The 24769-nt window shown below is 64.6% G+C and carries 21 protein-coding genes and 1 tRNA gene; 11 read left to right on the plus strand and 11 right to left on the minus strand.

The features are described from left to right. The first annotated feature begins 42 nt into the window (after positions 1 to 42). The 3 genes from P5705_RS19470 to P5705_RS19480 all read left to right on the plus strand — a co-directional run bounded on the left by P5705_RS19470 (position 43) and on the right by P5705_RS19480 (position 3453). The gene (locus tag P5705_RS19470) at positions 43 to 1953 is read left to right on the plus strand and encodes an ATP-binding cassette domain-containing protein (protein ID WP_277462596.1); all 1911 of its coding nucleotides are present in this window, start codon (positions 43 to 45) and stop codon (positions 1951 to 1953) included. Further along, positions 1953 to 2540, plus strand: a complete 588-nt coding sequence (locus tag P5705_RS19475; RefSeq protein WP_011531599.1) for a mechanosensitive ion channel family protein — start codon at positions 1953 to 1955, stop codon at positions 2538 to 2540. The genes P5705_RS19470 and P5705_RS19475 overlap by 1 nt, the downstream gene beginning before the upstream one ends. 280 nt (positions 2541 to 2820) lie before the next feature. Continuing rightward, a complete protein-coding gene (locus tag P5705_RS19480; RefSeq protein ID WP_277462597.1) occupies positions 2821 to 3453 on the plus strand; it encodes a LysE family transporter in 633 nt (210 codons plus the stop codon). A gap of 52 nt (positions 3454 to 3505) precedes the next feature. Here the strand turns inward: P5705_RS19480 and P5705_RS19485 are convergent, their stop codons facing one another. Then, the gene (locus P5705_RS19485) at positions 3506 to 4258 is read right to left on the minus strand and encodes a slipin family protein (RefSeq protein WP_011531601.1); all 753 of its coding nucleotides are present in this window, start codon (positions 4256 to 4258) and stop codon (positions 3506 to 3508) included. A gap of 2 nt (positions 4259 to 4260) precedes the next feature. After that, a complete protein-coding gene (locus P5705_RS19490; RefSeq protein ID WP_277462598.1) occupies positions 4261 to 5604 on the minus strand; it encodes an NfeD family protein in 1344 nt (447 codons plus the stop codon). Positions 5605 to 5700: 96 nt separating this feature from the next. Between P5705_RS19490 and P5705_RS19495 the strand changes: the two genes are divergently transcribed. The 3 genes from P5705_RS19495 to P5705_RS19505 all read left to right on the plus strand — a co-directional run bounded on the left by P5705_RS19495 (position 5701) and on the right by P5705_RS19505 (position 7171). Continuing rightward, positions 5701 to 6159, plus strand: a complete 459-nt coding sequence (locus P5705_RS19495) for an aminoacyl-tRNA deacylase (protein WP_213659102.1) — start codon at positions 5701 to 5703, stop codon at positions 6157 to 6159. A gap of 60 nt (positions 6160 to 6219) precedes the next feature. Further along, positions 6220 to 6462, plus strand: coding sequence for a DUF2789 domain-containing protein (locus tag P5705_RS19500; RefSeq protein ID WP_277462599.1), 243 nt, complete (start codon positions 6220 to 6222; stop codon positions 6460 to 6462). Positions 6463 to 6532: 70 nt separating this feature from the next. Then, positions 6533 to 7171, plus strand: a complete 639-nt coding sequence (locus tag P5705_RS19505) for an NADH:ubiquinone oxidoreductase subunit N (RefSeq protein ID WP_277462600.1) — start codon at positions 6533 to 6535, stop codon at positions 7169 to 7171. 3 nt (positions 7172 to 7174) lie between these two features. On the opposite strand, the gene P5705_RS19510 is transcribed toward P5705_RS19505, so the two are convergent. From P5705_RS19510 to P5705_RS19535, 6 genes are all read right to left on the minus strand, one after another. Beyond that, entirely contained in the window at positions 7175 to 7612 is a 438-nt protein-coding gene (locus P5705_RS19510; RefSeq protein WP_248918205.1) for a CBS domain-containing protein, read from the minus strand. A 170-nt stretch (positions 7613 to 7782) separates the two neighbouring features. Beyond that, positions 7783 to 8244: a DUF805 domain-containing protein gene (locus P5705_RS19515; protein WP_431196966.1), complete on the minus strand. Its 462-nt coding sequence runs from the start codon at positions 8242 to 8244 to the stop codon at positions 7783 to 7785. Positions 8245 to 8265: 21 nt separating this feature from the next. After that, positions 8266 to 8619, minus strand: a complete 354-nt coding sequence (locus P5705_RS19520; protein ID WP_277462601.1) for a DUF4190 domain-containing protein — start codon at positions 8617 to 8619, stop codon at positions 8266 to 8268. Positions 8620 to 8797: 178 nt separating this feature from the next. Beyond that, positions 8798 to 10528 (minus strand): dipeptidase, encoded by a 1731-nt coding sequence (locus P5705_RS19525; protein WP_277462602.1) that lies wholly within the window; start codon positions 10526 to 10528, stop codon positions 8798 to 8800. Between the two features lie 127 nt (positions 10529 to 10655). Next, a complete protein-coding gene (locus P5705_RS19530; RefSeq protein ID WP_277462603.1) occupies positions 10656 to 11507 on the minus strand; it encodes an alpha/beta hydrolase in 852 nt (283 codons plus the stop codon). Between the two features lie 55 nt (positions 11508 to 11562). Then, positions 11563 to 11639, minus strand: a tRNA-Arg gene (locus P5705_RS19535). A 178-nt stretch (positions 11640 to 11817) separates the two neighbouring features. Here P5705_RS19535 and P5705_RS19540 point away from each other — a divergent pair. Continuing rightward, positions 11818 to 14334: a dermonecrotic toxin domain-containing protein gene (locus P5705_RS19540; RefSeq protein WP_277462604.1), complete on the plus strand. Its 2517-nt coding sequence runs from the start codon at positions 11818 to 11820 to the stop codon at positions 14332 to 14334. 157 nt (positions 14335 to 14491) lie between these two features. On the opposite strand, the gene P5705_RS19545 is transcribed toward P5705_RS19540, so the two are convergent. After that, positions 14492 to 15355, minus strand: coding sequence for an ABC transporter ATP-binding protein (locus P5705_RS19545; protein WP_277462605.1), 864 nt, complete (start codon positions 15353 to 15355; stop codon positions 14492 to 14494). Then, positions 15352 to 16935, minus strand: coding sequence for an ABC transporter permease (locus tag P5705_RS19550; RefSeq protein WP_277462606.1), 1584 nt, complete (start codon positions 16933 to 16935; stop codon positions 15352 to 15354). The genes P5705_RS19545 and P5705_RS19550 overlap by 4 nt, the downstream gene beginning before the upstream one ends. A gap of 298 nt (positions 16936 to 17233) precedes the next feature. Between P5705_RS19550 and P5705_RS19555 the strand changes: the two genes are divergently transcribed. After that, on the plus strand, positions 17234 to 18274 hold the full coding sequence (locus P5705_RS19555) for an ABC transporter substrate-binding protein (protein ID WP_277462607.1): 1041 nt from the start codon (positions 17234 to 17236) through the stop codon (positions 18272 to 18274). A 37-nt stretch (positions 18275 to 18311) separates the two neighbouring features. Further along, positions 18312 to 19217, plus strand: a complete 906-nt coding sequence (locus P5705_RS19560; RefSeq protein ID WP_277462608.1) for a TauD/TfdA dioxygenase family protein — start codon at positions 18312 to 18314, stop codon at positions 19215 to 19217. A gap of 116 nt (positions 19218 to 19333) precedes the next feature. On the opposite strand, the gene P5705_RS19565 is transcribed toward P5705_RS19560, so the two are convergent. Continuing rightward, positions 19334 to 20248: a LysR family transcriptional regulator gene (locus tag P5705_RS19565; protein ID WP_277462609.1), complete on the minus strand. Its 915-nt coding sequence runs from the start codon at positions 20246 to 20248 to the stop codon at positions 19334 to 19336. 193 nt (positions 20249 to 20441) lie between these two features. Here P5705_RS19565 and P5705_RS19570 point away from each other — a divergent pair, with 193 nt between their 5' ends. Together P5705_RS19570 and P5705_RS19575 are read left to right on the plus strand one after the other, a co-directional pair. After that, positions 20442 to 22775 carry a TonB-dependent receptor gene (locus tag P5705_RS19570; RefSeq protein WP_277462610.1) on the plus strand — a complete coding sequence of 778 codons (2334 nt, stop codon included), beginning with the start codon at positions 20442 to 20444 and terminating at the stop codon, positions 22773 to 22775. Between the two features lie 17 nt (positions 22776 to 22792). Further along, on the plus strand, positions 22793 to 24466 hold the full coding sequence (locus P5705_RS19575) for an aryl-sulfate sulfotransferase (RefSeq protein ID WP_277462611.1): 1674 nt from the start codon (positions 22793 to 22795) through the stop codon (positions 24464 to 24466). Positions 24467 to 24769 lie beyond the last annotated feature (303 nt).

Below are 24769 nucleotides of genomic sequence, written 5' to 3' on the forward strand. Positions count from 1 at the left end.
TCGCGCCAGTGATCGGGGAAGCTGGTAGACTCCGCGACCATCATGATCAGACTATCGAACCTCACTTTACAGCGTGGTCCACAGCGCCTGCTAGAAGGCGCCGAGATGACCCTGCACACCGGTCACAAGGCCGGCCTGATCGGTGCCAACGGCGCCGGCAAATCCAGCCTGTTCGCGCTGCTGCGCGGTGAGCTGTCGCCCGATGCCGGCGACTGCCTGCTGCCCGGCGACTGGCGCATCGCCCACATGCGCCAGGAGGTCGACACCCTCGACCGCATCGCCGTGGACTATGTGCTCGATGGCGATGCCCGTCTGCGCAAGGTCCAGGCCGACCTGGCCGCCGCCGAGCAGGCCCACGACGGCACCGCCCTGGCGCGCCTGCACAGTGAGCTGGACAGCGCCGACGGCTACACCGCCGACGCGCGTGCGCGCAAGCTGCTGGCCGGCCTTGGGTTCACCAACGAGCAGATGGACCGCCGCGTCGGCGACTTCTCCGGTGGCTGGCGGATGCGCCTGAACCTGGCCCAGGCATTGATGTGCCCGTCCGACCTGCTGCTGCTCGACGAGCCCACCAACCACCTGGACCTCGACGCCATCCTCTGGCTCGAGGACTGGCTCAAGGGCTACCCGGGCACGCTATTGCTGATCTCCCACGACCGCGATTTCCTCGATGCCGTGGTCGACCATGTGCTACACGTCGAGCAACGCAAGCTCAATCTCTACAAGGGCGGCTACAGCGCCTTCGAGCGCACCCGCGCCGAACGCCTGGCGCAACAGCAGCAGGCCTATGAGAAGCAGCAGGCGCAGCGCGCGCACATGGAAAAGTACATCGCCCGCTTCAAGGCCCAGGCCACCAAGGCCCGCCAGGCGCAGAGCCGGATCAAGGCCCTGGAACGCATGGAGGAGCTGTCGGCGGCCCACGTCGACTCGCCGTTCGACTTCGTCTTCCGCGAGTCGGAGAAAATCTCCAGCCCCTTGCTCGACCTGTCCGAAGGCCGCCTGGGCTATGGCGACAAAGCCATTCTCGAGAAGGTCAAGCTGCAGTTGGCACCCGGTGCGCGGATCGGCCTGCTTGGCCCCAACGGCGCGGGCAAGTCGACCCTGATCAAGAACCTCGCCGGTGAACTGCAGCCGTTGTCCGGCCGCCTGGTGCGGGGTGAGAACCTCGCTGTTGGCTACTTCGCCCAGCATCAGCTCGACTCGCTGGACGACAAGGCCAGCCCGTTGTTGCACTTGCAGCGTATCGCCCCCGGCGAGCGCGAGCAGACCCTGCGCGACTTCCTCGGTGGCTTCGACTTCCACGGCAACCGCGTCGATGAGCCGGTGGTCAATTTCTCCGGTGGCGAGAAGGCGCGCCTGGCCCTGGCGCTGATCGCCTGGGAACGGCCGAACCTGCTGCTGCTCGATGAACCGACCAACCACCTGGACCTGGAGATGCGCCTGGCGCTGACCATGGCCCTGCAAGAGTTCGCCGGCGCCGTGGTGGTGGTATCCCACGACCGTCACCTGCTCAAGAGCACCACCAACGATTTCCTGCTGGTGGCCGATGGCAAGGTCGACACCTTCGACGGCGACCTGGACGATTACAGCCGCTGGCTGGTCGAGTACCGCCAGCGCAACGCGCCGGCCAGCAGCACACCGGTCAACCCGGACAAGACCGACAAGAAGGCCCAGCGCCAAGCCGCCGCGGCCTTGCGCCAGCAGTTGGCGCCGCACAAGAAGGCGGCCGACAAGCTGGAAACCGAGCTCAACCAGGTCCACAAGGAACTGGCCGGGATCGAGGCGGCCTTGGGCGACGGTGGTGTGTACGAGGCTTCGCGCAAGGACGAGCTGCGCGACCTGCTGGCCCGCCAGACCCAGTTCAAGCAACGCGAAGGCGAGCTTGAAGAGGCCTGGATGGAAGCTCTGGAAACGCTGGAAAGCATGCAGGCCGAGCTCGAGGCGCTGAGCTGATGGAGGAACTGCGTTCGCTGCTGCCAGGGCAATGGATGGACACGTTCTGGCTGGGGCTGCAGATCCTGCTGATCCTGATCGCCGCGTTCATCCTGCAGCGCATGGTCGCCCGTGGGTTGAGGAGCCTGGGCGAGCGTTATCCGCTGCCGCACGAGTTGATGGTGCCGGTGCGCGGCGCCCTGCGCTGGCTGATCATGGGCAGCGCGCTGCTGTTCGTGCTGGAGCGCATGGGGGTGTCGGCCACGGTACTGTGGACGGCGCTCTCCGGTTTCGTTGCAGTGGCGGCGGTGGCTTTCTTCGCCATCTGGAGCGTGCTGTCGAACCTGCTGTGCGCGGTGCTGATCTTCACCGTCGGGCCGTTTCGCATCGGTGATGTGGTCGAGCTGGTCGATACCCTCGACAAGCCGGGAGTGAAAGGCCGGGTGATCGCCATCAACCTGCTGTACACCACGCTGATGGAGACGCCCGAGGCGGGCGGGGCGCTGGTACAGGTGCCGAACAGCCAGTTCTTCCAGAAGGCGGTGCGGCGTTGGCGCGGGGCCGAAGTGCCTGTTCCAGTCAAGGATCCGGCCATCGAGGCTGATTAAGGCTGCACTGGTCTATTCAGTCTGTAGGAGCGGCCTTGTACCGCGAAAGGGCCGCAAAGCGGCCCCGACGAACGTCGCCAGCACTGAAATCTTGGGCTGCTGCGCAGCCCTTTCGCGGCACAAGGCCGCTCCTACAAGGAGCGCGCAAGGTTGGCGCGGTCGGAGTGGGAGCGGGTTTACCCGCGAAGAGGCCCTCACCGACACTGTAAAAACCACTGGTTATTTTTTCGCCAGCACCGTAGCTTAACGTTTTGCAATAAATGTTCGAGCGAGGTGTGCGATGTCGATGGAAACGTGGTTGGCCTTCTTTGCCGCGTGCTGGGTGATCAGCCTGTCGCCGGGCGCCGGGGCGATCGCCTCGATGTCCAGTGGCCTGCAGTATGGCTTCTGGCGCGGTTACTGGAATGCCCTGGGCCTGCAACTGGGCCTGATCGTGCAGATCGCCATCATTGCCGCCGGCGTTGGTGCCATCCTCGCCGCTTCGGCAACCGCCTTCCAGATCATCAAGTGGTTCGGCGTCGTCTATCTGGTCTACCTTGCCTACAAGCAATGGAAAGCCTTGCCGATGGACATGAGCGACGAGTCCGGCGTGCGCCCGATCGGCAAGCCGCTGAGCCTGGTGTTCCGGGGTTTCCTGGTCAACGTCAGCAACCCCAAGGCGCTGGTGTTCATGCTTGCGGTGCTGCCGCAGTTCATCAACCCGCATGAAGCGCTGCTGCCACAGTACGTGGCGATCACCGTGACCATGATCAGCGTCGACATGCTGGTGATGGCGGGCTACACCGGGCTGGCGTCGCGGGTGCTGCGCCTGTTGCGCACCCCTAGACAGCAGAAACGCCTGAACCGCACGTTCGCCGGGTTGTTCATCGGCGCGGCGACCTTCCTCGCCACCCTGCGGCGGGCGCCGATCTGAACTTCATCCCGTAGGAGCCAGCAAGCTGGCTCCTACGGGGGATCGTGTGGCCTCAACGTTGTTTGTCCACCAACCCCTTGAGCAGATCCACCGGCAACGGAAAGACGATGGTCGAGCTCTTGTCCCCGGCAATCGCCCCCAGCGTCTGCATGTAGCGCAACTGCATCGCCCCAGGCTCCTTGCCCAGCATCTGCGCTGCCTGCATCAGTTTCTCCGACGCTTGCAGCTCGCCTTCGGCATGGATCACCTTGGCTCGCCGTTCGCGCTCGGCCTCGGCCTGGCGGGCGATGGCGCGGACCATCGACTCGTTGAGGTCGACATGCTTGATCTCGACATTGGCCACCTTGATGCCCCAGGCATCGGTCTGCGCGTCGAGCACGGCGCGGATGTCGGCGTTGAGCTGTTCGCGTTCGGCCAGCAGCTCGTCGAGCTCGTGCTTGCCAAGCACCGCGCGCAGGGTGGTCTGGGCCAGCTGGCTGGTGGCACTGAGAAAATCCTCGACCTGGATGATCGCCTTCTGCGGGTCGAGCACGCGGAAGTACACCACGGCGTTGACCTTCACCGAGACGTTGTCGCGGGTGATCACGTCCTGGGGCGGCACGTCGAGCACCACCGTGCGCAGGTCGACCCGCACCATTTGCTGGATCCCCGGGATCAGGATGATCAACCCCGGGCCCTTGACCTGCCAGAAGCGCCCGAGCTGGAACACCACCCCGCGCTCGTACTCGCGCAGGATGCGCAAGGCCGACAGCAGCAACAGGGCCAGCAGCACCAGCAGGGTGCCAAAACCGAACTGCATGAACATCTTCACTCTCCTTGCGCCGTGGGCGCGGTGGCGCTGACCTCGAGTGTCAAACCGTTACGGGCCATGACCCTGACGTGCTGGCCGGGTTGCAAGGGGGTCGCGCACTGCACCTGCCACTGTTCGCCCTGGGCCTGTACCGAGCCGAGGAACGGGTTGTCCTGGTGTACCACGGTCACGGTGACCAGGCTGCCCACCAGCCCGGCGTCGCCGCTGACCAGCGCCCGGCGCCGCGCCCTGAGCGCCATGCCCAGCACGCCGCCGAGCAGCAGCGCCGAGACCACGGCGAGGCTGATGATCAGTGCCAGGGGAATGCCGAAGCCAGGGGCATCGGTGTCCATCAGGATCAGTGCGCCGACCACGAAGGCGACGATGCCGCCGAAGCCGATCACGCCGAAGCTGGGCAGGAACGCTTCGGCAACCATGAAAGCGATTCCCAGCAGGATCAGCGCCACGCCGGCATGGCTGACCGGCAACAATTGCAGGGCGTACAGCGCCAGCAAAAGGCTGATGCCGCCGACCACGCCTCCCGCGCCGGTGCCGGGGTTCATGAATTCGAACAACAGGCCGTACACCCCGATCATGATCAGGATCAGCGCCACGCTGGGGTTGGTGATCACCGCCAGCAGGCGAGTGCGCCAGTCGGGCAGGTGCTCCACCACGGCAGCGTCGGCGGTGCGCAGTTGCACGGGCTGGCCGGCGACCTGCAAGGTGCGGCCATCGAGCTGGCGCAGCAGTTCAGGCAGGTCGCTGGCGACCTGGTCGATCACCTTCAGGCGCAGGGCTTCGCTGGCCGAGAGACTCACGGCCTCGCGCACCGCTTTTTCCGCCCAATCGGCGTTGCGCCCGCGCAGCTGGGCCAAGCCACGGATGTAGGCGGCGGCATCGTTGACCTGCTTGCGGGCGCGGGTTTCGTCTTCGTTGTTGGCGGGCGGTTTGTCGCCCATGCCAGGCGCGCCGATCTGTACCGGCGTCGCCGCGCCCAGGTTGGTGCCGGGTGCCATCGCCGCCACATGGCTGGCATAGAGGATGTAGGTGCCGGCGCTGGCCGCCCGGGCGCCGCCGGGAGCGACGAAGGTGGCCACCGGCACGGGGCTGGCGAGGATGGCCTTGATGATCTGGCGCATGGCGCTATCCAGGCCACCGGGGGTGTCCAGGCGGATCACCACCAGTTGCGCACCCTGCGCCTGTGCTTGTTCAAGGCCGCGTAGCAGGTAATCGGCGCTGGCCGGGCCGATGGCGTCGTCCACGCTCAGTAGCCAGACATCCGTAACCGGCGTGGCCTGGCCGCCCGGGGCGAGGCCAAGCAACAGCGACAGCAACAACACGCGCCAGCAGTGAGCGATCACCTGTCGTCACCTCATGCGGACCTGTTCCTGAAGTTTAGTCGTGCCCGACCGACCACGGCCTAAACTTGAGGGTGGGGGCTAAACCGGAGGTGCATCATGCGAATGGCCAAGACCCTTCAGCAGCGCCTGGACCAGGCCAACTGCGACTACGACATCGTTCCCCATCCACATTCGGCCACCAGCCTGGAGTCGGCGCGCACGGCCGGCGTACCCGCCGAGCGGGTCGCCAAGTCGGTGATGCTCGACGACCGCCATGGCAACTACATCATGGCCGTGCTGCCGGCCAACCGGCATCTGGACATGACCGAGGTGCGCATGACCGGCGCCTGGCAGCTGACCCGCGAGAGCGCGCTGCCCAGCCTGTTCGGTGACTGCGAACGTGGCGCGATCCCGGCGCTCGGCGATGCCTACAACATCCCGATGCTGCTCGATCGCACGCTGACCCGCCAGGGTGATGTCTATCTTGAGGCGGGTGACCACGATCACCTGATCCACATGAGCATGGAGCAATACTTGAAACTGGTGCCGCACGCCGAAGTGCGCGAATTGAGCTGATGCTCGCAACCCATGCCGGGCGGGCATCGTGGATGACCGGCCCGGCCGAAGGAGTGAACCATGGAAGCGCCGATCCACAAGTTTTCCGAACTGTTCAAGCAGCTGGGGCTGCCGGACGATCCGTTGGGTATCGACCAGTTCATCACCAGCCATTCGCCGCTCAAGGGCGATGTGAAACTGGTGGATGCGCCCTTCTGGACCGATGGCCAGCGGGCGTTTCTGAGGCAAAGCATTGATGACGATGCCGATTGGGCGGAGCTATTCGATCAGCTCAACGAAGCCTTGCGTCGCCCCCGACAATAAAGTGCCGAGCGGCACCTGATGGGTGATCGGGCCGTTGCTATGCTCAGGAAAAACAACAGGGGATGGCGCGATGAAAGATCCCTACGCACCAGGTTTCTGGTGCTCCGTGACGATCCTGGGCACCCTGACCGCCGGCTACTTCTATGGTATCCGGCACACCCAGCAGATGAACCAGGCCGTGCAGTTTCTGTATGCCGCCGCCGCCGTGACCGCGGGGGTGGCATTGTGCGGGTTGGCATGGATCGCCTGGCAGCAGTTGCACCTGAACCGCCGCGAAGTGGCGCAGGGGCGAACGCTGCTGACCATCTGGAACACCAAGGTCGCCCTGCGCCGGGTCGAGACGGTGTTCGACCGTTATTTCTGGGGTAGCTACTGGCACTCCGGGCGGACCTTCGAAGAGGTCATGGGCGAGCTCAAGGGCACGCCCCTGGAGCAAAGCCTGGATGCCCTCAAGCGCCAGTGCCGGGAGCTCGACCGGGAAGTGCATGATCACCATCACCACTGGCTGGCCAATGCCCGCGACCTGTCCAGCGTGGCCACGGCCATGGCCCGCGAGCGCTATCAGCTGGACTTGTGCGATGCGCCGGTACGCGACGGTGGCAACACCGCGGTGCTCAACCGTGACCTGGAAGTGCTGGTGTACACCTGGTCGGCGCGGCTGCGCAGCTTCGACCATCAGCTGGACGAGCTGGAGCGCGCCTACCACTGAGGATTATTCGCCGCGAATGTACTGCTCCAGCTGGAGGATGAGATTGGCCTGCTCGGCGATGGTCTCTTTCACCAGGTCGCCGATCGACAGCAGCCCGAGCAGTTGGCCATTGTCCACCACCGGCAGGTGACGCAGGTGGCGGTTGGTCATCAGGTTCATGCAGTACTCGAGGTTCTGCTTGGGCTCCACGGTGACCACCGGCGAACTCATGATCTCGCGTACGGTGGTGAAAGGTGAGGAACGGCCCTTGAGCACCAGCTTGCGAGCGTAGTCACGCTCACTGACGATCCCGACCACCTGGTCGTTCTCCACCACCGGCAGGGCGCCGATGTTTTTCTCCGCCAGCAGTTTCAAGGCATCCAGCACCGAATCATCAGGGGCGATGGTATAGACGGCCTGAGGTTGCGACTTGTTTTTCAGGATCTGTTCGACGTTCTTCATACGGGCCTCAGTGGGTGGAAAGGCGATGTGTCGGGGTAAATAAAGCATCCGGCACGGCGCTCTGCACGGCAATGCAGGAAACGGCATGGAGGCGATTGAAAAACGTCATGGGCGGGCAGCATGAAAAAAGGCGGCCGAAGGCCGCCTTTCGATTCCCGTGCAGGCTGCGCTTACACCAGGCCCTTGGGGCTCGGACCGAAGCGGTTGTTGCCTGGGGTGCCGTCCTTGATCAGGAACACCAAGCCGACGATAGGCACCAGCAACCACCAGCCGCTGTGGTCATTGTCGTGCACACGACGTACGGCAACGGCGATGCTCGGGATCATGATCGCCAGGTTGTACACCAGGCCCAGCAGCGGCTTGGTGCCTATAGCATTGTCGACGATACCGATCGCGATCGTGATCAACAGGTTGAACAGCACGAACATCCAGTATTCCTTGCGGCGCGCGCGGCCCTTGAATACGGCGTACTTCTTCATCACTTCGAGGTAGGCATTGCCACTGCTCACGGCAGTGGTACCCGCGATTGTGCCGTTGCCGGCAGTGGCGGCCTGGGGTGCGCCGCAGCCCGGGCAGCTCAGGGCCGATTGATGGATCTGTTTGGCGCAGCCGCGGCAGAACACCATGCTCATTTGTTTTCCCTCACGTTTTGATTAGCTAGCAGATAGGCCGATGAAGCACAGCAGTGAAATGACTGCCATGACCACACCGGAAATGGCCATGCCGTGACCGGGCTTCTTCTGACTGATGCTGACGATGCCCAGGACCAGGCCCGCCATTGAAAGCATGACCATGCCAAGGAGGGTTTCACCGTCCCAGTCAGCGTCATCGAACAGCGTCAGTACACAGAGAACGCCGAGAATCAGGGAGACGATGCCCATCCACGGCGATTCGCCGCTGACCGGGTTCGTGGGGGAGATTGCGTGCTGTGGAGCGCCGCATTGTGGGCAGGTGGGTGCCGTTTCGTGCAGCTGTCTGGCACAGCCGCGGCAATAGACCATCGCCATCGCAATTCCTTTTGTAGCGTTCGTCGAACGCGTCCCTGTTCGCATAACGTGTCACCCGAACGGGTGGCCGGCGCGAAGGTTACCAAACATTTCATGGGTGGCGAAACAGTGGCGCCAGAAAATCAACACGCAAACGAGAAAGGCGCCCGCAGGCGCCTCCCGTCTTTACACGCGTGCCTCAGAGTTTCGGCATCTGCCCGATCCGCGCCACCATCTCGCTGACGATCTGCAGGTCGAGCATGAATTGCTCCACGGTCTTGAACTCGTTGTCGTTGTGACCGGTGTACTTCACGTCCGGCATGGCCAGGCCGAACTGCACGCCGTTGGGCAGGTCGTGCACCGAGGTGGCACCGGCGGAGGTACCGAACTCGTGCTTCATGCCCAGGTTCTCGCTGGCCACGGCCAGCAGGGCCTTGACCCACTCGCCTTCGGGGTTGCGGTACATCGGCTCGTCGAGGGTGTAGTCGAAGGCCACCGAGGTGTGGCTGGTACGCGCCCACTCACCGAGCTTGTCGGAGATCTCGGACTTGAGGGTCTCGAGCGACTTGCCCTTGGGAATGCGCAGGTTCACCGCCAGCTTCAGCGCCTTGTCATCCAGGCCGACGAAGGTCAGCGAGGTGGTCAGCGGGCCCATGAAATCGTCCTTGAAGCCTACGCCAAGCTTGTTGCCCAGGTAGTCCAGGCCCCAGTTGTCGGCGGCGTAGCGGGCAGCGTCGGTGATGTGGTTGTGCTTGAGCGGCACCTGCTTCTGCACGCCGTTGAGGAAGTCGAGCATGCGCGCCACCGGGTTGACCCCGGACTCAGGCTCGGAGGAATGTGCCGACACGCCGGTCACGGTCAGCAGTACTTGCTTGCCTTCGGCCTTGGCGTCGATGCTGAAGTCGCCGCCGTGTTGCTTGACGTACTCGGCGCCGGCTTTTTCCAGGGCCTTGGCCACGTCAGCTGGCTTGTCAGCGTTCAGCGTCGCCACCGAGCTGCCGGGGATCTGGTTGGTGGCCAGGCCACCGGTCAGCTTCACCACTTCGGCGCCTTTGCCGGTGCCGGCGCGCTTGGTAAAGGTCGCCATGACGGTGCCGTAGCCTTTCTCGGCGATCACCACCGGGTAGCCGCCGTCCAGCGCCAGGTTGTAGTCGGGGGTGGCGTTGCGCGCGAAGTAATAGGGGATCGCGTCGCCGGTGGTTTCTTCGGTGGTGTCCACCAGCAGCTTGAACTGGCGGGCCAGGGGCAGTTTCTCGTCCTTGGCCACTTTCAACGCGTAGAGCGCAACGACGATGCCGTTCTTGTCGTCCTCGGTGCCACGGCCGTACATGCGGTCGCCCACCAGGGTGACCTTGAACGGGTCGAGTTTGGTGCCGTCCTTGAGCTTCCAGTTTTCCGGAGTTACCGGCACCACGTCAGCGTGGGCATGGATGCCGATCACTTCCTTGCCTTCGCCGAGGGTGATTTCGTAGACACGGTTGTCGACGTTGCGGAACTGCAGGCCGAAGCCCTCGGCCAGGGCCTTGATCTTGTCGGCGATCTTGAGGAATTCCGGGTTCTCGTGCTGCTCAACACCCTCTTTGCGTACCGTCGGGATCTCCACCAGTTCGCGCAGGGTCTGCTTGGCGGCCTCGCCGTACTTGATCCGGGTGTACAGGCCCAGCAGGCGGTTGATCTCGTCCTGCTGCTCAGTGCTCAGCGGCTTGCCGGCCAGGTACAGCTTGAGGGTGTCACCGAGCTTGTCGGCCTTGGCCAGGTCGCTGCCGGCCAGTTTGCCGAGGAACTGCTTGAAGTCGGCCGGGTTGCTGCCGTCGTAGGCCTTGATGATGGCGGCGGACTGTTGCTGGGAGAGGTTGGCGTGGGCCGGGATCGAGAACATCGCCAGGCTGGCCAGCATCAGGGAAGCGGCGGAAAGCTTGGAAAATGGCATGGGTGTGCGCATTCCTTTGCAAAGGTGGGTGGTGCCCGTTTACGCAAACGGGAAGATGCCCACGCTAACACCAATACACGCTTCCCAGGGAGAGGTAGCACCGTGCATTCATGCACAATTTCACCCGTTAGTGTTCGCACCCGCAGCGCGCCGGTTCGGCGAGCAGGCCTGGCCAGCGCGCCGCCCAGTCACCACCATGGCCCATCCCGGGAACCGCACGTACTTGCGTGCAGTCGCCGGCCACCGCCTGGGCGAATCGTTCGGCAATGACACCAGGCACGACGTGGTCGGCGGTGCCATGGAAGTGAATCTGTGGCAGCGCGCGCAGCCTGGCAGCCTGGTCGATCGGGTTGAGTGACTCAGGCATAGGGGTGGTCCTGTGCAACCGATTGAACTCGGCGACATCGAGATTGCCCGCCACGGTGCGCAGGCTGGCCACGTCGACCCGGCGCGCCGCCAGCAGCGCGGCGATGGCGCCACCGCCGGAGTAGCCGATCAGGTGCAGCGCTTGCCCGGGCACTTGCCGGGCATAGTGATCGACCGCCTGGTCCATGGCCTGCACCACTTCTTCGGCGAACCGCTTGCCGGTCCAGTACCCCACGGCGCAGCGCGGGTTGTCGGCGGCGTGGGCGAACTGACAGGGGCGGGCGAGGTATAGCACGTTGGCGGTAGGGTCCGCCGCTGCCAGGGCCAACCCCACCGGGTTGACCGGGGTGGGGTCGTCCGAGGGTTGCGAGCGACTGCGGAAGGCCAGGCCGTCGCCTTCGATGTATACCGTCAGCGGCAGGTCCGGGCGTTCGATGCGCACGTAACTGGTCAGCAGGAAGGTATCGGTGCGTACCTGCTCGCGCGTCAAGTTCACGGTGCTGGCCAGGGCGTCTGCCTGTTGGCTGCGTTGCTGTGGCAAGGGCAGGGTCGCGCAGCCATGCAGGCCAAGGCAGACAAGCAGCGCCACGGTGGTCCAGCAGTTGGCTTTCACGCTACCGGTACCCTGAAACGAAAAAACCCCGGAAGCATTCCGGGGTTTCAGAAGATGGCGCACTCGGCGGGATTCGAACCCACGACCCCTGCCTTCGGAGGGCAGTACTCTATCCAGCTGAGCTACGAGTGCAACGGGGCGCATGATACCCATCTGGGTCGGTGGCGTCCATCGCCTTGATCTGTAGTCGTTTTCCGCAACTGGCCAATGATGTCCCGGTCACGTGAGTCGGTGCGCTACATACCTACCGCCAGCAGCCATGGGCGGCATGGCCCACTCAGGGTTCGTGACTTACTTGGGTTCAATACTCATGAATACCGACCATGCTGAACGCGACCTTGCCGAACTGAGCGGCGCCTGGGCGCTCATGGACAATGCCCGGCAGCTTGCCGAGACCTGGCCCGATGTCTTCAGCCTGGCGCGCCAGGCGGCAGGCGAGTACCTGCGCGAGCACCATCCGCAGTCACCGGATCCCGACCAGGTCTGGTGGCATGTCTTCGACAATGCGCTGAACGGGCCGACATTCACGGGTTGGCAGCACACTGGCAAACCCCGGCATTCCCTGACATTCACCCAGTTGTGGATCAGCCGCTTCGACGAAGGGTTCCAGTGGGCGGTCGACCTGCTCCCGGTCTATGGCGGCTTCTACCGCCAGGACGGTAGCGCCGATGCCTACGGTGTCGAGAACCAGCTGGAGCTGGACCCGATCAGGATCAGGGAGGACATGCGCGCACTGGATTTCGCGGCTCGGGTCGAACAGCGCACGGCTGATTTCTGGGCGCATAACGGCAGCGTATTCGAGATGCTGGCCAAGGTCAGTTTCGTCCAGCAGATCCAGCAGAGCCTGGCGCAAGGGCATATCGAGCCCTTCGACGCCGAGCGCCTGCGGGCCTGGCTGGGCCTTGAGGCAGAGGGGCCAGTGGGGCTCGAGACACTGCGGGGCAACGTGCCGGACAGTCGCTTCAAGATTCGCCAGTATGAGGTGCAAGGAGGGGGGCACCTGCTGACGCTGAGCACCGAGGACGGGCGGATACTGCTGTACACGCCTACCGCTCCGACGGTGCTGCAGGCGTTTGCCAGTGGGGCGCGACTGGTGGCCTGGGTTGGCGAGCGCGCCAGCGCGCCGGATGCCCAGCAGTGGTTCGATCAGTTGCACCCGCCGGGTTGGCTGGCGAGCGCCGCCGAGCGCCGTGAATTTCGCCTGAGGAGACCGTGGCGAGGACGCATCCCCGTCTCGCCCTGGTGGCCTTTCGGCCCTGGGGCGGACGTCACCGGCGACCTGTTCGCGTTGCTCAAGCGCATGACCCAGGAAGACCTGAGCGCCCAGCACCAGGTCATTGTCAGCAACGAGGCGCTGGATAAGCAGCACTGGCACGCTTACATCACCACGGCCACCCGGATGTTCGGTTCGTTCACCTTGCTGTTCTGGCCGTTCAGCCTGTTCATGGTGGGCCTGGGCATGGTCAGTGTGGCGTTGGATGTGCAGGCATCGTTGGTCGCCACCAATGAAAAGCGGCGCTGGGAAGCCTTTCTAAGTGCTTTCGCCGATGCGCTGACGGTGGTGCTGGCGAGCCTGGATGTCGCGGTGGGGGCGAGCGCGGTTGGCTATCGCGCCGCGCCGCAGGTGCTCAGGGCGACGCCGAAGGCATGGCTGCCGGTGGGCGCGCCCGGCGAGGAGCTGGTGCCATTTGCCAGTGCGCGTCGTGCTGGCAACGCCATACAGACGCCCGGACGCTTCCAGGGGGTGGAGGTCGATGCACAGGGGGCGACCTGGATCGAAATGAACGGCCTGAGCCTGCGCACCCGCTTCGAGACACAGCTGGACAGCTGGGTGGTGACCCATGAACGAGCCCCCTACGGCCTGATGCCAGCCTTGCCCGTGCGCCTGGGCGAGGGAGGCGCCTGGCAGCTGCTCGCCCCCGACGGCGACCTCGACGCGCTCGCCACGGACTTCTGGAATGTCTACATGGAGGTCGACGAAGTACAAAGCCAGGCATTGGCAAGGCGTATCGAGGCCCGGCAGCGCGCGTTGCTCAGGTCGGGCAACCTGCCGGAGTTCGTCGGCCACATGGCCCCGATGGATACCCATGGCAATCCTTGCGTCACGGTCAATGGCACGACGCACTATACGTTCTGGCATGAAGGCGATATCCACAACAGCCTGCTCGAGCAGTACAGCGGCCAGATGGCCAAGATCAATGACCTGTTCTCCGCCACTCGGCCGCGACCGACGTTCGTCCAACTCCCCGAGTTGATGCACTACCTGGACAACCTGTTCGCCTCGATGGCAGAGCTGCCGCATTCGACGGCGCCGTTGCTGTGGCGTGGCGTGCGAGGCGGGCGCTCGGGGCTGGCTGCACACTATCGGGCGGGCGCGGTCGGGCCGGGCGACCTGCTGGTCAGCACCGACATCACCTCGTTTACCGAGAACCCCTACATTCCCCGGTGGTTCATGGTGGACAAGCCCTTCGTCGGGCGACCCTTGGCGGAAATCACCGGCCAGTTCGACGAGCACACCGTGCTCTACGAGCTGGTCAACGACGGCAAGGTCACGGGGGTGCCCGTCGCGCCGATGACGCAGTGGCAGGAGTCAGAGGTGCTGTTCACGCCGGGGCGCTTGTTCCGCATCGAGTCGGTCCGCGACATCGGTGGCCAGCACTATCGCTTCCTGCGCTTCAGGTTGCGCGAGGTTGAGCGGGCGCAGGGTGAGCGGGTCTTCGATCTGCGCAGCGGCCTGCCGTTCGATCGGGAGGCCTACCTCGAGCGGGTCCAGTACGACAAGCTGGTGGAGCGCTGTTTCCCGGCCAGCCAATGGCCTGAGGCCTAGTGTGGTGTTTCACAAATAACGACCATGATTCGCGGCGCTTTTTGCGCTCATGCGGCGTTGTCGCTCCTCGCCATAGCTGGGCTACGACTCGTCGCGACGCCTTGCCTGAGCGCAAAAATCGCTCGCGAGTTATTGGTCGTATTTGCAAAACACCACACTAGAGGGCGATCAGCTCGGGACGCAGCCCTTCGATCCGGCGTGCCGGGGGCGGGCGATGGCCGTCGCCACCGGTGATCTGCAGCAGCACCTTCTCGCGCAGCTCGTGCAAGGTCGCGCCCGTGCGCAGGCGCGGGTGCGGCAGGTCGATTTCCACCACGGCCTTGATGCGCCCGGGACGCGGTTCCAGCACCACCACCCGGTCAGCCAGGTAGGTCGCTTCCTCGGCATCGTGGGTGACCAGCAGGATGGTGACCCCCGAACGCTTGCGAATCGCCAGCAGTTCATCCTGCAACTGTTGGCGGGTGAGGGCGTCGAGGGCGCCGAAGGGTTCGTCCAGCAACAGGATCCTGGGGCTGGCCACCAGGCCGCGGGCGATCGCCACACGCTGGGCCATGCCGCCGGACAACTGGTGCGGGTAGGCCGACTCGAAGCCGACCAGGCCCACCAGTTGCACGAATTCGTGCACGCGCCGCGCGCGCTCGCCTTGGGTCAGTTTTTCAGTCGCCAGGCCCAGGCCGATGTTCTGCTCCACCGTCAACCAGGGGAACAGACGGTGTTCCTGGAACACGATGCCGCGTTCGCCACCGACGCCGCCGACGGGGTGGCCATCGACCTGGATACTGCCGTTGTACTCGGTGTCCAGCCCCACCAGCAGGCGCAGCAGGGTGGATTTGCCACAGCCGGACGCACCGACGATGGCGATGAATTCGCCTTCATTGATCGACAGGTCGAAATCGCGGATGGCCTCGAATGACTGGCCGTCGACCGTGAAGGCCTTGCCGACCCGCTCGAAGCTGACCAGCGGTGGCGTGGCATCGGCTTGGTTGGCCGCGTGCAGGGCCGGGGTGATGAAGGCGTTCATGCGGTTCTCCAGCGCGTGGCGCGTGATTCGAGGGATTGGCCGAGATGGCCGAGCAGGGCACCGACCAGGCCGATCAGGACCATGGCGGCCATCACCTGGTCCATGCGGAACAACTGTTGGGCGCCGATCATCAGGCTGGCGATGCCGCCGTTGGAGGGCATGAAGTACTCGGCGCCGATGGTGCCGAGCCAGGCATAGATCAATGACAGCCGGGCCCCGGCGAAGATCGCCGGAGCGGCCCCTGGCAGCACCAGCAGGCGCAGGCGCTGCGCCAGGTTCAGGCGCAGCGTCCTGGCGGCCTCGCCGAGCTGCGGCGACAGGCTGGCGATGCCGCGTTGGGTGGCAATCAGCAGCGGGAAGAACGCCGCCAGGCCAACGAAGACCAGCTTGGAGCCCTCACCCAGGCCGAACCAGGCGGTGAGCAGCGGTACCCAGGCGAACAACGCCACTTGGCGCAGCGCCGACAGGCTCGGGCCGAGCAGGCGCTCGGCGCCATGCGACAACCCCAGCCACAGGCCCAGGGCCAAGCCTGCGCCACCGCCGAGCAGCAGGCCTGCCAGGGTGCGTTGCAGGCTCAGGCGCAGGGCTTCGGGCAGCGAGCCGTCCAGCAGACCGTCCTGCAAGCTGCGTAGCACCTGCAGTGGCGAGGTGAGGATGCTGCCATCGATCCAGCCGAAACTGTTGCTGGCCTGCCACAGGGCCAGTAGCGCCGCCGGCAGCAACAGGCTCTGCCAGCCTCGTGGGCTCGGCCCGCGCACCTGTTCGCCGGTGGCCGGCTGCGGCCAGTACAACAGCCGGCGCTCCAGGCCTGAGAAGCCTCGGTCCATCGACGCGCCGACCAAACCGATCAGCAGGATGCACAGGAACACCAGGTCGAGCATGAACAACTGTCGACCCCAGACCATCAGGTAACCGATGCCCTCGCTAGAAGCCAGCAGCTCCACTGCCAGCAATGAGGTCCAGCCGGTGGCCAAGGCCAGGCGCACGCCCGCGAGGAAGGCCGGCAGGGCGGCCGGCAGCAGCAAACGCAGGAACAGCAGGTGGCGCGGCAGGCGCAAGGTGGCAGCGGCTTCGCGCAACTTGGGCTGGGCGTCGCGCACGCCGACCAGGGTGTGCAGGGTGACCGGCACCACCACGGCCTTGACCAGCACCACCAGCTTGAGCTGCTCGCCGATGCCGAAGAACAGCATGAACAGCGGGATCCAGGCCAGTGTGGGGATCTGCGCCAGCGCGATGAAGGTCGGTAGCACCAGTGTCTGCGCACGCTGCGACGCGCCCAGCCAGGCACCCAGCAGCAACCCGCCGGCGACCCCCGCCAATAGTCCCCAGATCAGCCGTTGCAAACTTATCCACAGATGCCCCCAGAGCTCGCTGGAGCCGTACTCCAGCGCGCTGTGCCAGACCAGCGACGGCGCGGGCAGGATCTGCTCGCTCATCCAGTGTTCACGGCTGGCGATAATCCACAATGCCGCCACCGCCAACGGCACGACCCACGGTATGCAGGAGCGGCCTTGAGCCGCGAAAGGGCCGCTTAGCGGCCCCCACCGACGGCGCTGGCCAACGCTCAAGACTTCGCTCATCAAGGCACCTCTCAAACCCTTCCTTGTTTATTCGCTTATGGAATTAAAAATTCTCATAAACGATATTCAAGAGATAAGAACATGCGCCTGCTGCATGCGAAAGCCCCAAGGCATTGCGTTTTCCTCATATTTTCCATGCATGCGCTGCAAGCCGTCCGGCGCCCCGCGTGTCACCTGGTTTATGTCTTCTGGTTACTAAAAAATGAAGTTTTGATCTTTGTAGGTTCTAACCCGACCTGCCTAGCTTCTGGCCAAAGCGCCGGCCATCGCCGGTGGCAGCCTGCCCAGGAGCATTGCCATGAAAGCCCGAATCCGCCACCTGCTCACCCCCCTGCTGGCCGGCCTGCTAAGTGCCTTGCCGTTGGCTGCCCATGCTGCCCAGCCCGAGTCGATCCGTATCGCCGTCCCGGACCTGAGCGCCGGCAGCAAGCCCAGCGCCGGCGGTGTGGTCGATGTACTGCGCGACCAGCAACTGCTTGAGAAGGAATTTGCCAAGGATGGCATCCGCATCGACTGGCACTTCTTCAAGGGGGCGGGGCCCGTGGTCAATGAAGCCTTGGCCAACGGCCAGGCGGACTTCGCCTACCTGGGTGACCTGGCGGCAATCATCGGCAAGGCCAATGGCCTCGACACCCGCGTGCTGTCTGCCGGCGTGCGTGGGGTGAAGAGTTACCTGGGCGTGGTGCCTGGCTCGGGTATTCACAGCTTGCAGGATCTGAAGGGCAAGCGCGTCGCGGTATTCCGCGGCACCGCCAACCAGCTGTCGTTCGCCAGCGCCCTGGCCAGCCAGGGGTTGTCCGAGCGTGAGCTGAAGGTGATCAACCTGGACTTCAACGCCGCCAACGCCGCCCTGGCCGCCAAGCAGATCGACGCCACCTGGGGGCTGTCCAACCTGCTGTCGCTGCGTGAGCGTGGCCTGGTCGAGCTGCCGGTCAACTCCCGCGATCTCAAGGGTGCCGGTGGTACCCAGTCCGTGCTGATCGGCACCGGCGAGTTCATCCGCCAGCACCCCGACCTGGTGCAGCGCCTGGTCACTGCCCAGCAGCAAGCAGTGAGGTGGCTGCAGAACGAACACAACCGCGACGCCTACGTGGACCTGGTGTCGGCCCAGGCCAACTGGCCACGGGCGATCCTGCGCGATGACCTGGCTCAGGAAAACCTGGCCCGCTACTTCGACCCACGGCTGGATGCCGAATTCGTCGGCCTGCTGCAGCAGGGCGTGGACCTGGCCGCCAAGGAGCGCTTGATCCGCCGCGGCTTCCAGGTTGCCGACTGGATCGAGCCACGCTTCCTCGACGCCGCCTTGCAACAGGACCAGGCCACCCAGGCCGCCCGCTGAACCCGAACCCCGACAAGAAACCGTGAGGAGCACGACCATGAGCAACGCCGCACTGGCCACCGCGCCGCAAGCCCTCGAACTCGACATCCAGCCCGTCGCCGGGCGTATAGGCGCCGAGATCCGTGGCATCCAACTGTCCGCCGGCCTCGACCCCGCCACTATCGAGGCCATCCAGGCCGCGCTGGTGCGGTACAAGGTGATCTTCTTCCGCGCCCAGGATCACCTGGACGACACAGGCCAGGAGGCCTTCGCCCAGTTGCTCGGCGAGCCCATCGCCCACCCCACCGTGCCGGTGGTCGACGGCACAAGTTACTTGCTCCAGCTCGATGGCGCCGAAGGCCAGCGGGCCAATTCCTGGCACACCGACGTGACCTTCGTCGATGCCTACCCCAAGGCCTCGATCCTGCGCAGCGTGGTCGCACCGGCATCGGGTGGCGACACGGTCTGGGCCAATACCGCCGCCGCCTACCAGGAACTGCCTGAGCCGCTGCGGGCGCTGGCCGATTCGTTGTGGGCGGTGCACAGCAACGAATACGACTATGCCAGCGTCAAGCCGGACGTCGACCCGGCCAAGCTCGAGCGCTACCGCAAAGTGTTCACCTCGACGGTGTACGAGACTGAGCACCCGGTGGTGCGGGTGCACCCGATCAGCGGCGAGCGAGCCTTGCAGCTGGGGCACTTCGTCAAACGCATCAAGGGTTATTCGCTGGCCGATTCACAGCACCTGTTCGCGCTGTTGCAAGGGCACGTGACACGCCTGGAGAACACCGTGCGCTGGCGCTGGCAGGCGGGGGACGTGGCGATCTGGGATAACCGCGCGACGCAGCATTACGCGGTGGACGACTACGGCACCCAGCCGCGCATCGTGCGCCGGGTGACGCTGGCTGGAGAGGTGCCGGTGGGAGTGGATGGGCAGTTGAGCCGGACCACGCGTAAAGGTTGAGAGCGTGGGGGCCGCTTTGCGGCCCTTTCGCGGCACAAGGCCGCTCCTACAGGACCATGCGATTTTCTGTAGGAGCGGCCTTGTGCCGCGAAAGGGCTGCGCAGCAGCCCCTATTGCTACAACTCGGTATCACAGGCCACCAGCTGCCTGACCAACCCCTGCGCCAACGCCGACAACCCATACCCCACCCGGCTCACCACGCCATAGCGCGTGTAGAACGCCTCTTCCTGCTCCGGCGCCAAGTCCGCCAACGCTAACGCCACCAACCCCCGCTCCCCTTGGTACGGCCGCAGATTCGCGCTGCAAGCGATGCCGATGGTGTCCGAGTGCAGCACGACATTGAGCAGCGCATAGCCGTGCTCGCACTCCACGCTGGGCAGAAAGTCCTGCCGACCGCTCAGGTCGCTGAGGATCTTGCGGATGTTCGGTGGGCGAAACGTGGTGGCCAATGGGTAATCGAACAGGTCCCGTGCCCGTACTTCGGCATGCTCGGTCAGCGGGTGCCCGGCGCGGCAGCAGAAGTGCCAGCGCTGGGGCTTGAGCTTGAGCACCTGGTAATCCGGGTCGGCCTCGAACTGGCGGGTGTCGGCGACGAAGAATTCGATTTCCTCGGCGATCAGGCGACGGTTCAGCGCCTGCCAGTTGTCCACCTGGAAACAGGTGCGTGCCGCCGGGTACTCGGCGACGAACCGCGCCACCGCACGCGGCACCAAACCACCGGCTGGCGCTGGCCCCGAGCCGAAGCGCACCACCCCCGTGGTCGCACCATTGAACTGGTTGATCTCGTTGGCCAGGTTGTGCGCCCCGTGCACCAGCCGCCGCGCATGCTCCAGCACCAGCAACCCCTGGCGGGTGGGTGCCAGTTCCTTGCTGGCGCGGTCGACCAGGCGGCAGCCGACGTTGTGTTCCAGCGTCTGGATGCTGCGGCTGAACGCCGATTGCGAAAGGTTCACCGCGGCCGCCGCGGCCACGAAGCTGCGGTGTTCGACAAGGGCGATGAAGTGGCGGAGCTGGCGCAGGTCGATATGCATTTTCTACATGGAAACTTTCGGTCGAATGCAATTGCTGGGAAGGGTTGGGAACCTTATAAAGGGACTTACTTATTCCACAAAATATGAATTAAAAATATTTATATTTCTTAAAAGAATATAAGCCCGTCCGACCGCGATTCGGTTCCGCCAACGGAAATGCTCGCCAGGGCCCATGCCTTCAAGGAGCATTTGCATGTCCCGACTTTCCCGTTGGCCTGCACGCGTATCGTTGTTCGCTTTGCAGCCCCTGGCGGCTGGCGTGCTGCTGGCCGCCGCCGGCAACAGCTTCGCCGAAGCACCCGTTAGCGCCCCCGCCGTCGAGCAGGAGGCCAAGCTCGGTACCGTCACCGTCAATGCCCGGCGTCGTGAGGAAACCGCCCAGAGCGTGCCCACGCCGATCAGCGTGCTGAGCAGCGAAACCCTGGAAACCCAGCGCATCTACCGGGTGCAGGACCTGCAGCAACTGGTGCCGAGCACCAACGTGTCCTACGTGCATGCCCGCCAGTCGAGCATTTCCATCCGTGGCCTGGGCAACAACCCGGCCAGCGATGGCCTGGAGGGCAGCGTCGGTGTGTACCTGGACAACGTCTACCTGGGGCGCCCCGGCATGGCGGTGTTCGACCTGCTCGATGTCGAGCAGCTGGAAGTACTGCGCGGCCCGCAGGGCACGCTGTTCGGTAAGAACACCACCGCCGGGGTGCTGAACATCACCACGCGCAAGCCGACCTTCCACCAGGAAGGCAGCGTGCAGTCTTCCCTCGGTGAGGATGGCTACTGGCAGACCCAGGGCAGCTTCTCCGGCCCGCTTGCCGACACCCTTGCCGGGCGCATCAGTGCCTATCACACCGAAGACGACGGCTATGTGAAGAACATCCATGACGGCCACGATCTCAACGGCGGCAAGCGCCAGGGCTTTCGCACGCAGTTGCTGTTCAAGCCCAACGAGACGTTCAACTTGCGCTGGATCGGCGAGTACAACGAAGAGAACTCCGACAACGGCATCCTCAGCCTCTACAGCACCGGCCCGACCATCAACGGTGTGAACCGCTACGAAAGCCTGGCCGCCCAAGCCGGGGCGACCCTGGTGTCGGGCAAGGACCGCAAGGTCAACTTCGACGCCGACCAGATGGTCAAGGTATTCCAGGGCGGCACGTCGATAGAGGCCAACTGGACGCTGCCCAACGACTTCACCCTCACCTCCATCAGCGCCTACCGCTGGTGGGACTTCACCCCGCGCAACGACGACGGCCTCAACGTGCCGGTGTTCTACAGCGCCGGGGTGTCGGTGCGGGACAAGCAGTACTCGCAGGAGATTCGCCTGGCCTCGCCCACCGGCGGCTTCTTCGACTACGTGCTGGGGGCGTACTACTTCAAGCAGGACCTGGACAACAAATCGTTCACTTACTACGGGCCGCAGGCCGATATCTGGAACCTGACCCCGGCCGGCGCCCTGGCCAATGTGAACACCCTCGGCAATGGCCACATCGACACCGACAGTTATGCGCTGTTCGCCCAAGGCACCTGGCACCTGACCGAACGCCTGGACTTCACCGCCGGGGTACGCGGCACCTATGAAGAGAAGAGTGCCTGGGTTACCCGCGATGCGCCCTACGGTGGTGCCGCGGTGGCCGGTGCCGCGGCTACGGCTCGGCAGGGCCGGGTGGGGGCCTACGATTCCGGCGACCTCAACCAGTACAGCTTCGCCCCGTCCGGCCTGCTCAGCCTGAGCTACCGCTTCACTGACGACCTGCTGGGCTACGCCAGCCTGTCCCACGGCGAGAAGTCCGGGGGCGTCAACCTCACCGTCGGCGCCGCGCCACGGCTGGGCACCGATTCGCTGCTGGTGGGCACCGAGCGCGCCAACAACGCCGAGCTCGGGCTCAAGAGCACCCTGTTCGACAACCGCCTGCAGCTCAACACCAACCTGTTCTGGACTGAAGTTCATGGCTACCAGGCCAACGTCTACGACGAGGCCAACCGCGTGCAGTACCTGGCCAACGCCGGCAGCGTGCGTTCGCGTGGCCTGGAGTTCGAGGCCACGGCCCTGCCGATCCGGGGTCTGACGGTGAACTTCAACGGTTCATGGAACGACGTGCGCTACACCGACTACAAGGATGCACCGTGCCCACCTGAGGTGAGCCTGGCCAACCCCGCAGCCACCTGCGACCTGTCCGGCCACCAGGTGGTTGGCGCCTCCAAGTACATCGCCAACCTCAACGGCCAGTACAAGTGGCAGCTGGCCGAGCGCATCGAGCCCTACGTCACCGCCAGCTATGCCTTCCGCTCCAAGGCGGTGGGCACCATCGACGACTCGGACTACGGCCAGATCCCCAGCTACGGCATCGTCAACCTGTCCACCGGCGTGCGCCTGGACCAGGGCGACGGCGTGCTCGACCTGTCGCTGTGGGTGAAGAACGCCGGCGACAAGACCTATTTCACCAGCCTGTGGAACTCCGCCAACGGCGGCTATGCCGGCGTGCTGGGTACGCCACGCACCGTGGGCGCCACCGCCCGCTACGACTTCTGAGCACAAGGAGCTTTGCCATGAATGCCAAGACCCAACCCCATGAACTGCCCGAAGGTGCCTGCCTCACCGCCAAGGTGCCTGATCGCGACGAAGCCCTGCTGGGCGACGTGGTGGTCAACCCCTATCGCCTGGCGCCGCTGACCGCGATCATCCGCGACGGAGGTCGCGCCATCGCCAGTGCCCATGTGCGGGTGCTGGGCCGGGGCGAGCGCGGTGTCGACATCACCTATGACGTCTCTGACCGTTCACTGTGGACCTACGGCGGCATCCCGGTGTTCGGCCTTTATCCGGACCACGTCAACCAGGTCGAGGTCAGCTACAAGCTCGACGGTGAGCGTATCCGCCAGCGTTACGAGATCTACGCCCCGGCCGTGCGCCTGCCAGTGGTGGCGAAACAGACCGCCGCATTGCCCGAGGTGGAGCCGATCAAGGTCGCCCCTGGTTTCGAAAAGCGCCTGTACCTGTTCAACCACCTGCTGGCCGAGATCCCCGGTGGGCGCGCCTTCAAATGGAATGGCCTGGGTGGCGCCGCCGAGTGGGATTCGGTGGGCAACAACTGGATCGCCGACAGCAACGGCGATGTGCGCTGGTACCTAGATATCGAGCAGATCCACGACTCCAATCGTCGCGACGGCCTGGGCGGCACCATGGGCTTCCACCAGACCCGCGACGGCAAGCTGATCTGGGGCCAGGGCCAGACCTACTCCAAGTACGACCTGCTCGGCCGGCAGGTGTGGCAACGCAGCCTGCCGGACAAGTTCGCCGACTTCTCCCACGAGATCCGCGAGACGCTAATCGGCACCTACCTGCTACGCGTGGGCACCAGCGACTATCGGCGCCCTGACGGTAAGCGCGTGCGCTCCATCCGTGACCACATCATCGAGGTCAGCGAGGCGGGCGACGTGCTGGATTTCTGGGACCTGAACCAGATTCTCGACCCCTATCGCGGCGAATTGCTGGAAACCCTGGGCAAGGCCGCGCTGCAACTGCCGGACGGCGTGCAGAAACAGGACGACCGGTTGGCCAACGAGCTGAACGAAGGCGACCTGCCGTTCGGCGATACCCCCGGCGTCGGCACCGGGCGCAACTGGGCCCACGTCAATGCCATCGACTACGACGCCGATGACGACAGCATCATCGTTTCAGCCCGCCACCAGGGGGTGGTGAAGATCGGCCGCGACAAACGGGTGAAGTGGATCCTCGCCGCACCGCAAGGTTGGCCGGCACGTTTGCAGGACAAAGTGCTCAAACCGCTGGGCGAGGGCTTCGAGTGGTCCTGGACCCAGCACACCGCCTGGCTGACCGGGCGTGGCACGCTGACCGTGTTCGACAATGGCTGGGGCCGTGACTTCGGGCCGACCAAGCTGACCGGCAACTACAGCCGGGCGGTGGAATACCGGATCGACGAGGCCAAGGGCACGGTCGAGCAGGTGTGGCAGTACGGCAAGGCGCGCGGGGACGAGTGGTACAGCCCGATCACCTCGGTGGTGGCGTATCGGGCGGACACCGATACCCAGTTCATCTATTCGGCCTCGGTGAACTATCTGACGCCGGAAAAGCTGACGACCACCGTGCTCAATGAAGTGCGCCGTGGTACCCAGGAGGTGGCGGTGGAGCTGAAAGTGCACAGTCGCCAGCCGGGCAGCGTGGGTTACCGCGCGCTGGTGATCGACCTCGACAAGGCGTTCTGACTCGATCCTCCCTCCTACAGGTTATCGGCTAACCTGTACCGGCCTCTTCGCGGGTAAACCCGCTCCTGCAGGTTCATCGCCGACCCTGCAGGAGCGGGTTTACCCGCGAAGGGGGCGACGCGAATTTCAGACAGGGTGTTCAACCATTCGTTCTTTTTTTCGAACAGCCTATTGTCCAACACCCCAACCCCCGCTTAGCATTCCGTTTGAGATTTCAAACGCTCAGCACCCAGGCGTCGAACACCCTGGTGCACGAATTTCTGACGGCCGCCCCCTTTTGGGGGCGCCTTTTCAACAATCAAT

The sequence above is a fragment of the Pseudomonas entomophila genome (genome assembly GCF_029478665.1).
In the GTDB taxonomy this organism is placed as follows: Bacteria; Pseudomonadota; Gammaproteobacteria; order Pseudomonadales; family Pseudomonadaceae; genus Aquipseudomonas; species Aquipseudomonas entomophila_F.

Excerpts from the sequence above, each read along its gene's own strand:
- P5705_RS19560 (WP_277462608.1), top strand. The coding sequence starts at position 18,312 with ATGAGCAACGCCGCACTGGCCACCGCGCCGCAAGCCCTCGAACTCGAC.
- P5705_RS19555 (WP_277462607.1), top strand. The coding sequence starts at position 17,234 with ATGAAAGCCCGAATCCGCCACCTGCTCACCCCCCTGCTGGCCGGCCTG.
- P5705_RS19495 (WP_213659102.1), top strand. The coding sequence starts at position 5,701 with ATGCGAATGGCCAAGACCCTTCAGCAGCGCCTGGACCAGGCCAACTGC.
- P5705_RS19510 (WP_248918205.1), bottom strand. The coding sequence starts at position 7,612 with ATGAAGAACGTCGAACAGATCCTGAAAAACAAGTCGCAACCTCAGGCC.
- P5705_RS19545 (WP_277462605.1), bottom strand. The coding sequence starts at position 15,355 with ATGAACGCCTTCATCACCCCGGCCCTGCACGCGGCCAACCAAGCCGAT.
- P5705_RS19475 (WP_011531599.1), top strand. The coding sequence starts at position 1,953 with ATGGAGGAACTGCGTTCGCTGCTGCCAGGGCAATGGATGGACACGTTC.
- P5705_RS19540 (WP_277462604.1), top strand. The coding sequence starts at position 11,818 with ATGAATACCGACCATGCTGAACGCGACCTTGCCGAACTGAGCGGCGCC.
- P5705_RS19515 (WP_431196966.1), bottom strand. The coding sequence starts at position 8,244 with ATGAGCATGGTGTTCTGCCGCGGCTGCGCCAAACAGATCCATCAATCG.
- P5705_RS19570 (WP_277462610.1), top strand. The coding sequence starts at position 20,442 with ATGTCCCGACTTTCCCGTTGGCCTGCACGCGTATCGTTGTTCGCTTTG.
- P5705_RS19565 (WP_277462609.1), bottom strand. The coding sequence starts at position 20,248 with ATGCATATCGACCTGCGCCAGCTCCGCCACTTCATCGCCCTTGTCGAA.
- P5705_RS19550 (WP_277462606.1), bottom strand. The coding sequence starts at position 16,935 with ATGAGCGAAGTCTTGAGCGTTGGCCAGCGCCGTCGGTGGGGGCCGCTA.
- P5705_RS19575 (WP_277462611.1), top strand. The coding sequence starts at position 22,793 with ATGAATGCCAAGACCCAACCCCATGAACTGCCCGAAGGTGCCTGCCTC.
- P5705_RS19525 (WP_277462602.1), bottom strand. The coding sequence starts at position 10,528 with ATGCCATTTTCCAAGCTTTCCGCCGCTTCCCTGATGCTGGCCAGCCTG.
- P5705_RS19505 (WP_277462600.1), top strand. The coding sequence starts at position 6,533 with ATGAAAGATCCCTACGCACCAGGTTTCTGGTGCTCCGTGACGATCCTG.
- P5705_RS19500 (WP_277462599.1), top strand. The coding sequence starts at position 6,220 with ATGGAAGCGCCGATCCACAAGTTTTCCGAACTGTTCAAGCAGCTGGGG.
- P5705_RS19470 (WP_277462596.1), top strand. The coding sequence starts at position 43 with ATGATCAGACTATCGAACCTCACTTTACAGCGTGGTCCACAGCGCCTG.
- P5705_RS19485 (WP_011531601.1), bottom strand. The coding sequence starts at position 4,258 with ATGTTCATGCAGTTCGGTTTTGGCACCCTGCTGGTGCTGCTGGCCCTG.
- P5705_RS19480 (WP_277462597.1), top strand. The coding sequence starts at position 2,821 with ATGTCGATGGAAACGTGGTTGGCCTTCTTTGCCGCGTGCTGGGTGATC.
- P5705_RS19520 (WP_277462601.1), bottom strand. The coding sequence starts at position 8,619 with ATGGCGATGGTCTATTGCCGCGGCTGTGCCAGACAGCTGCACGAAACG.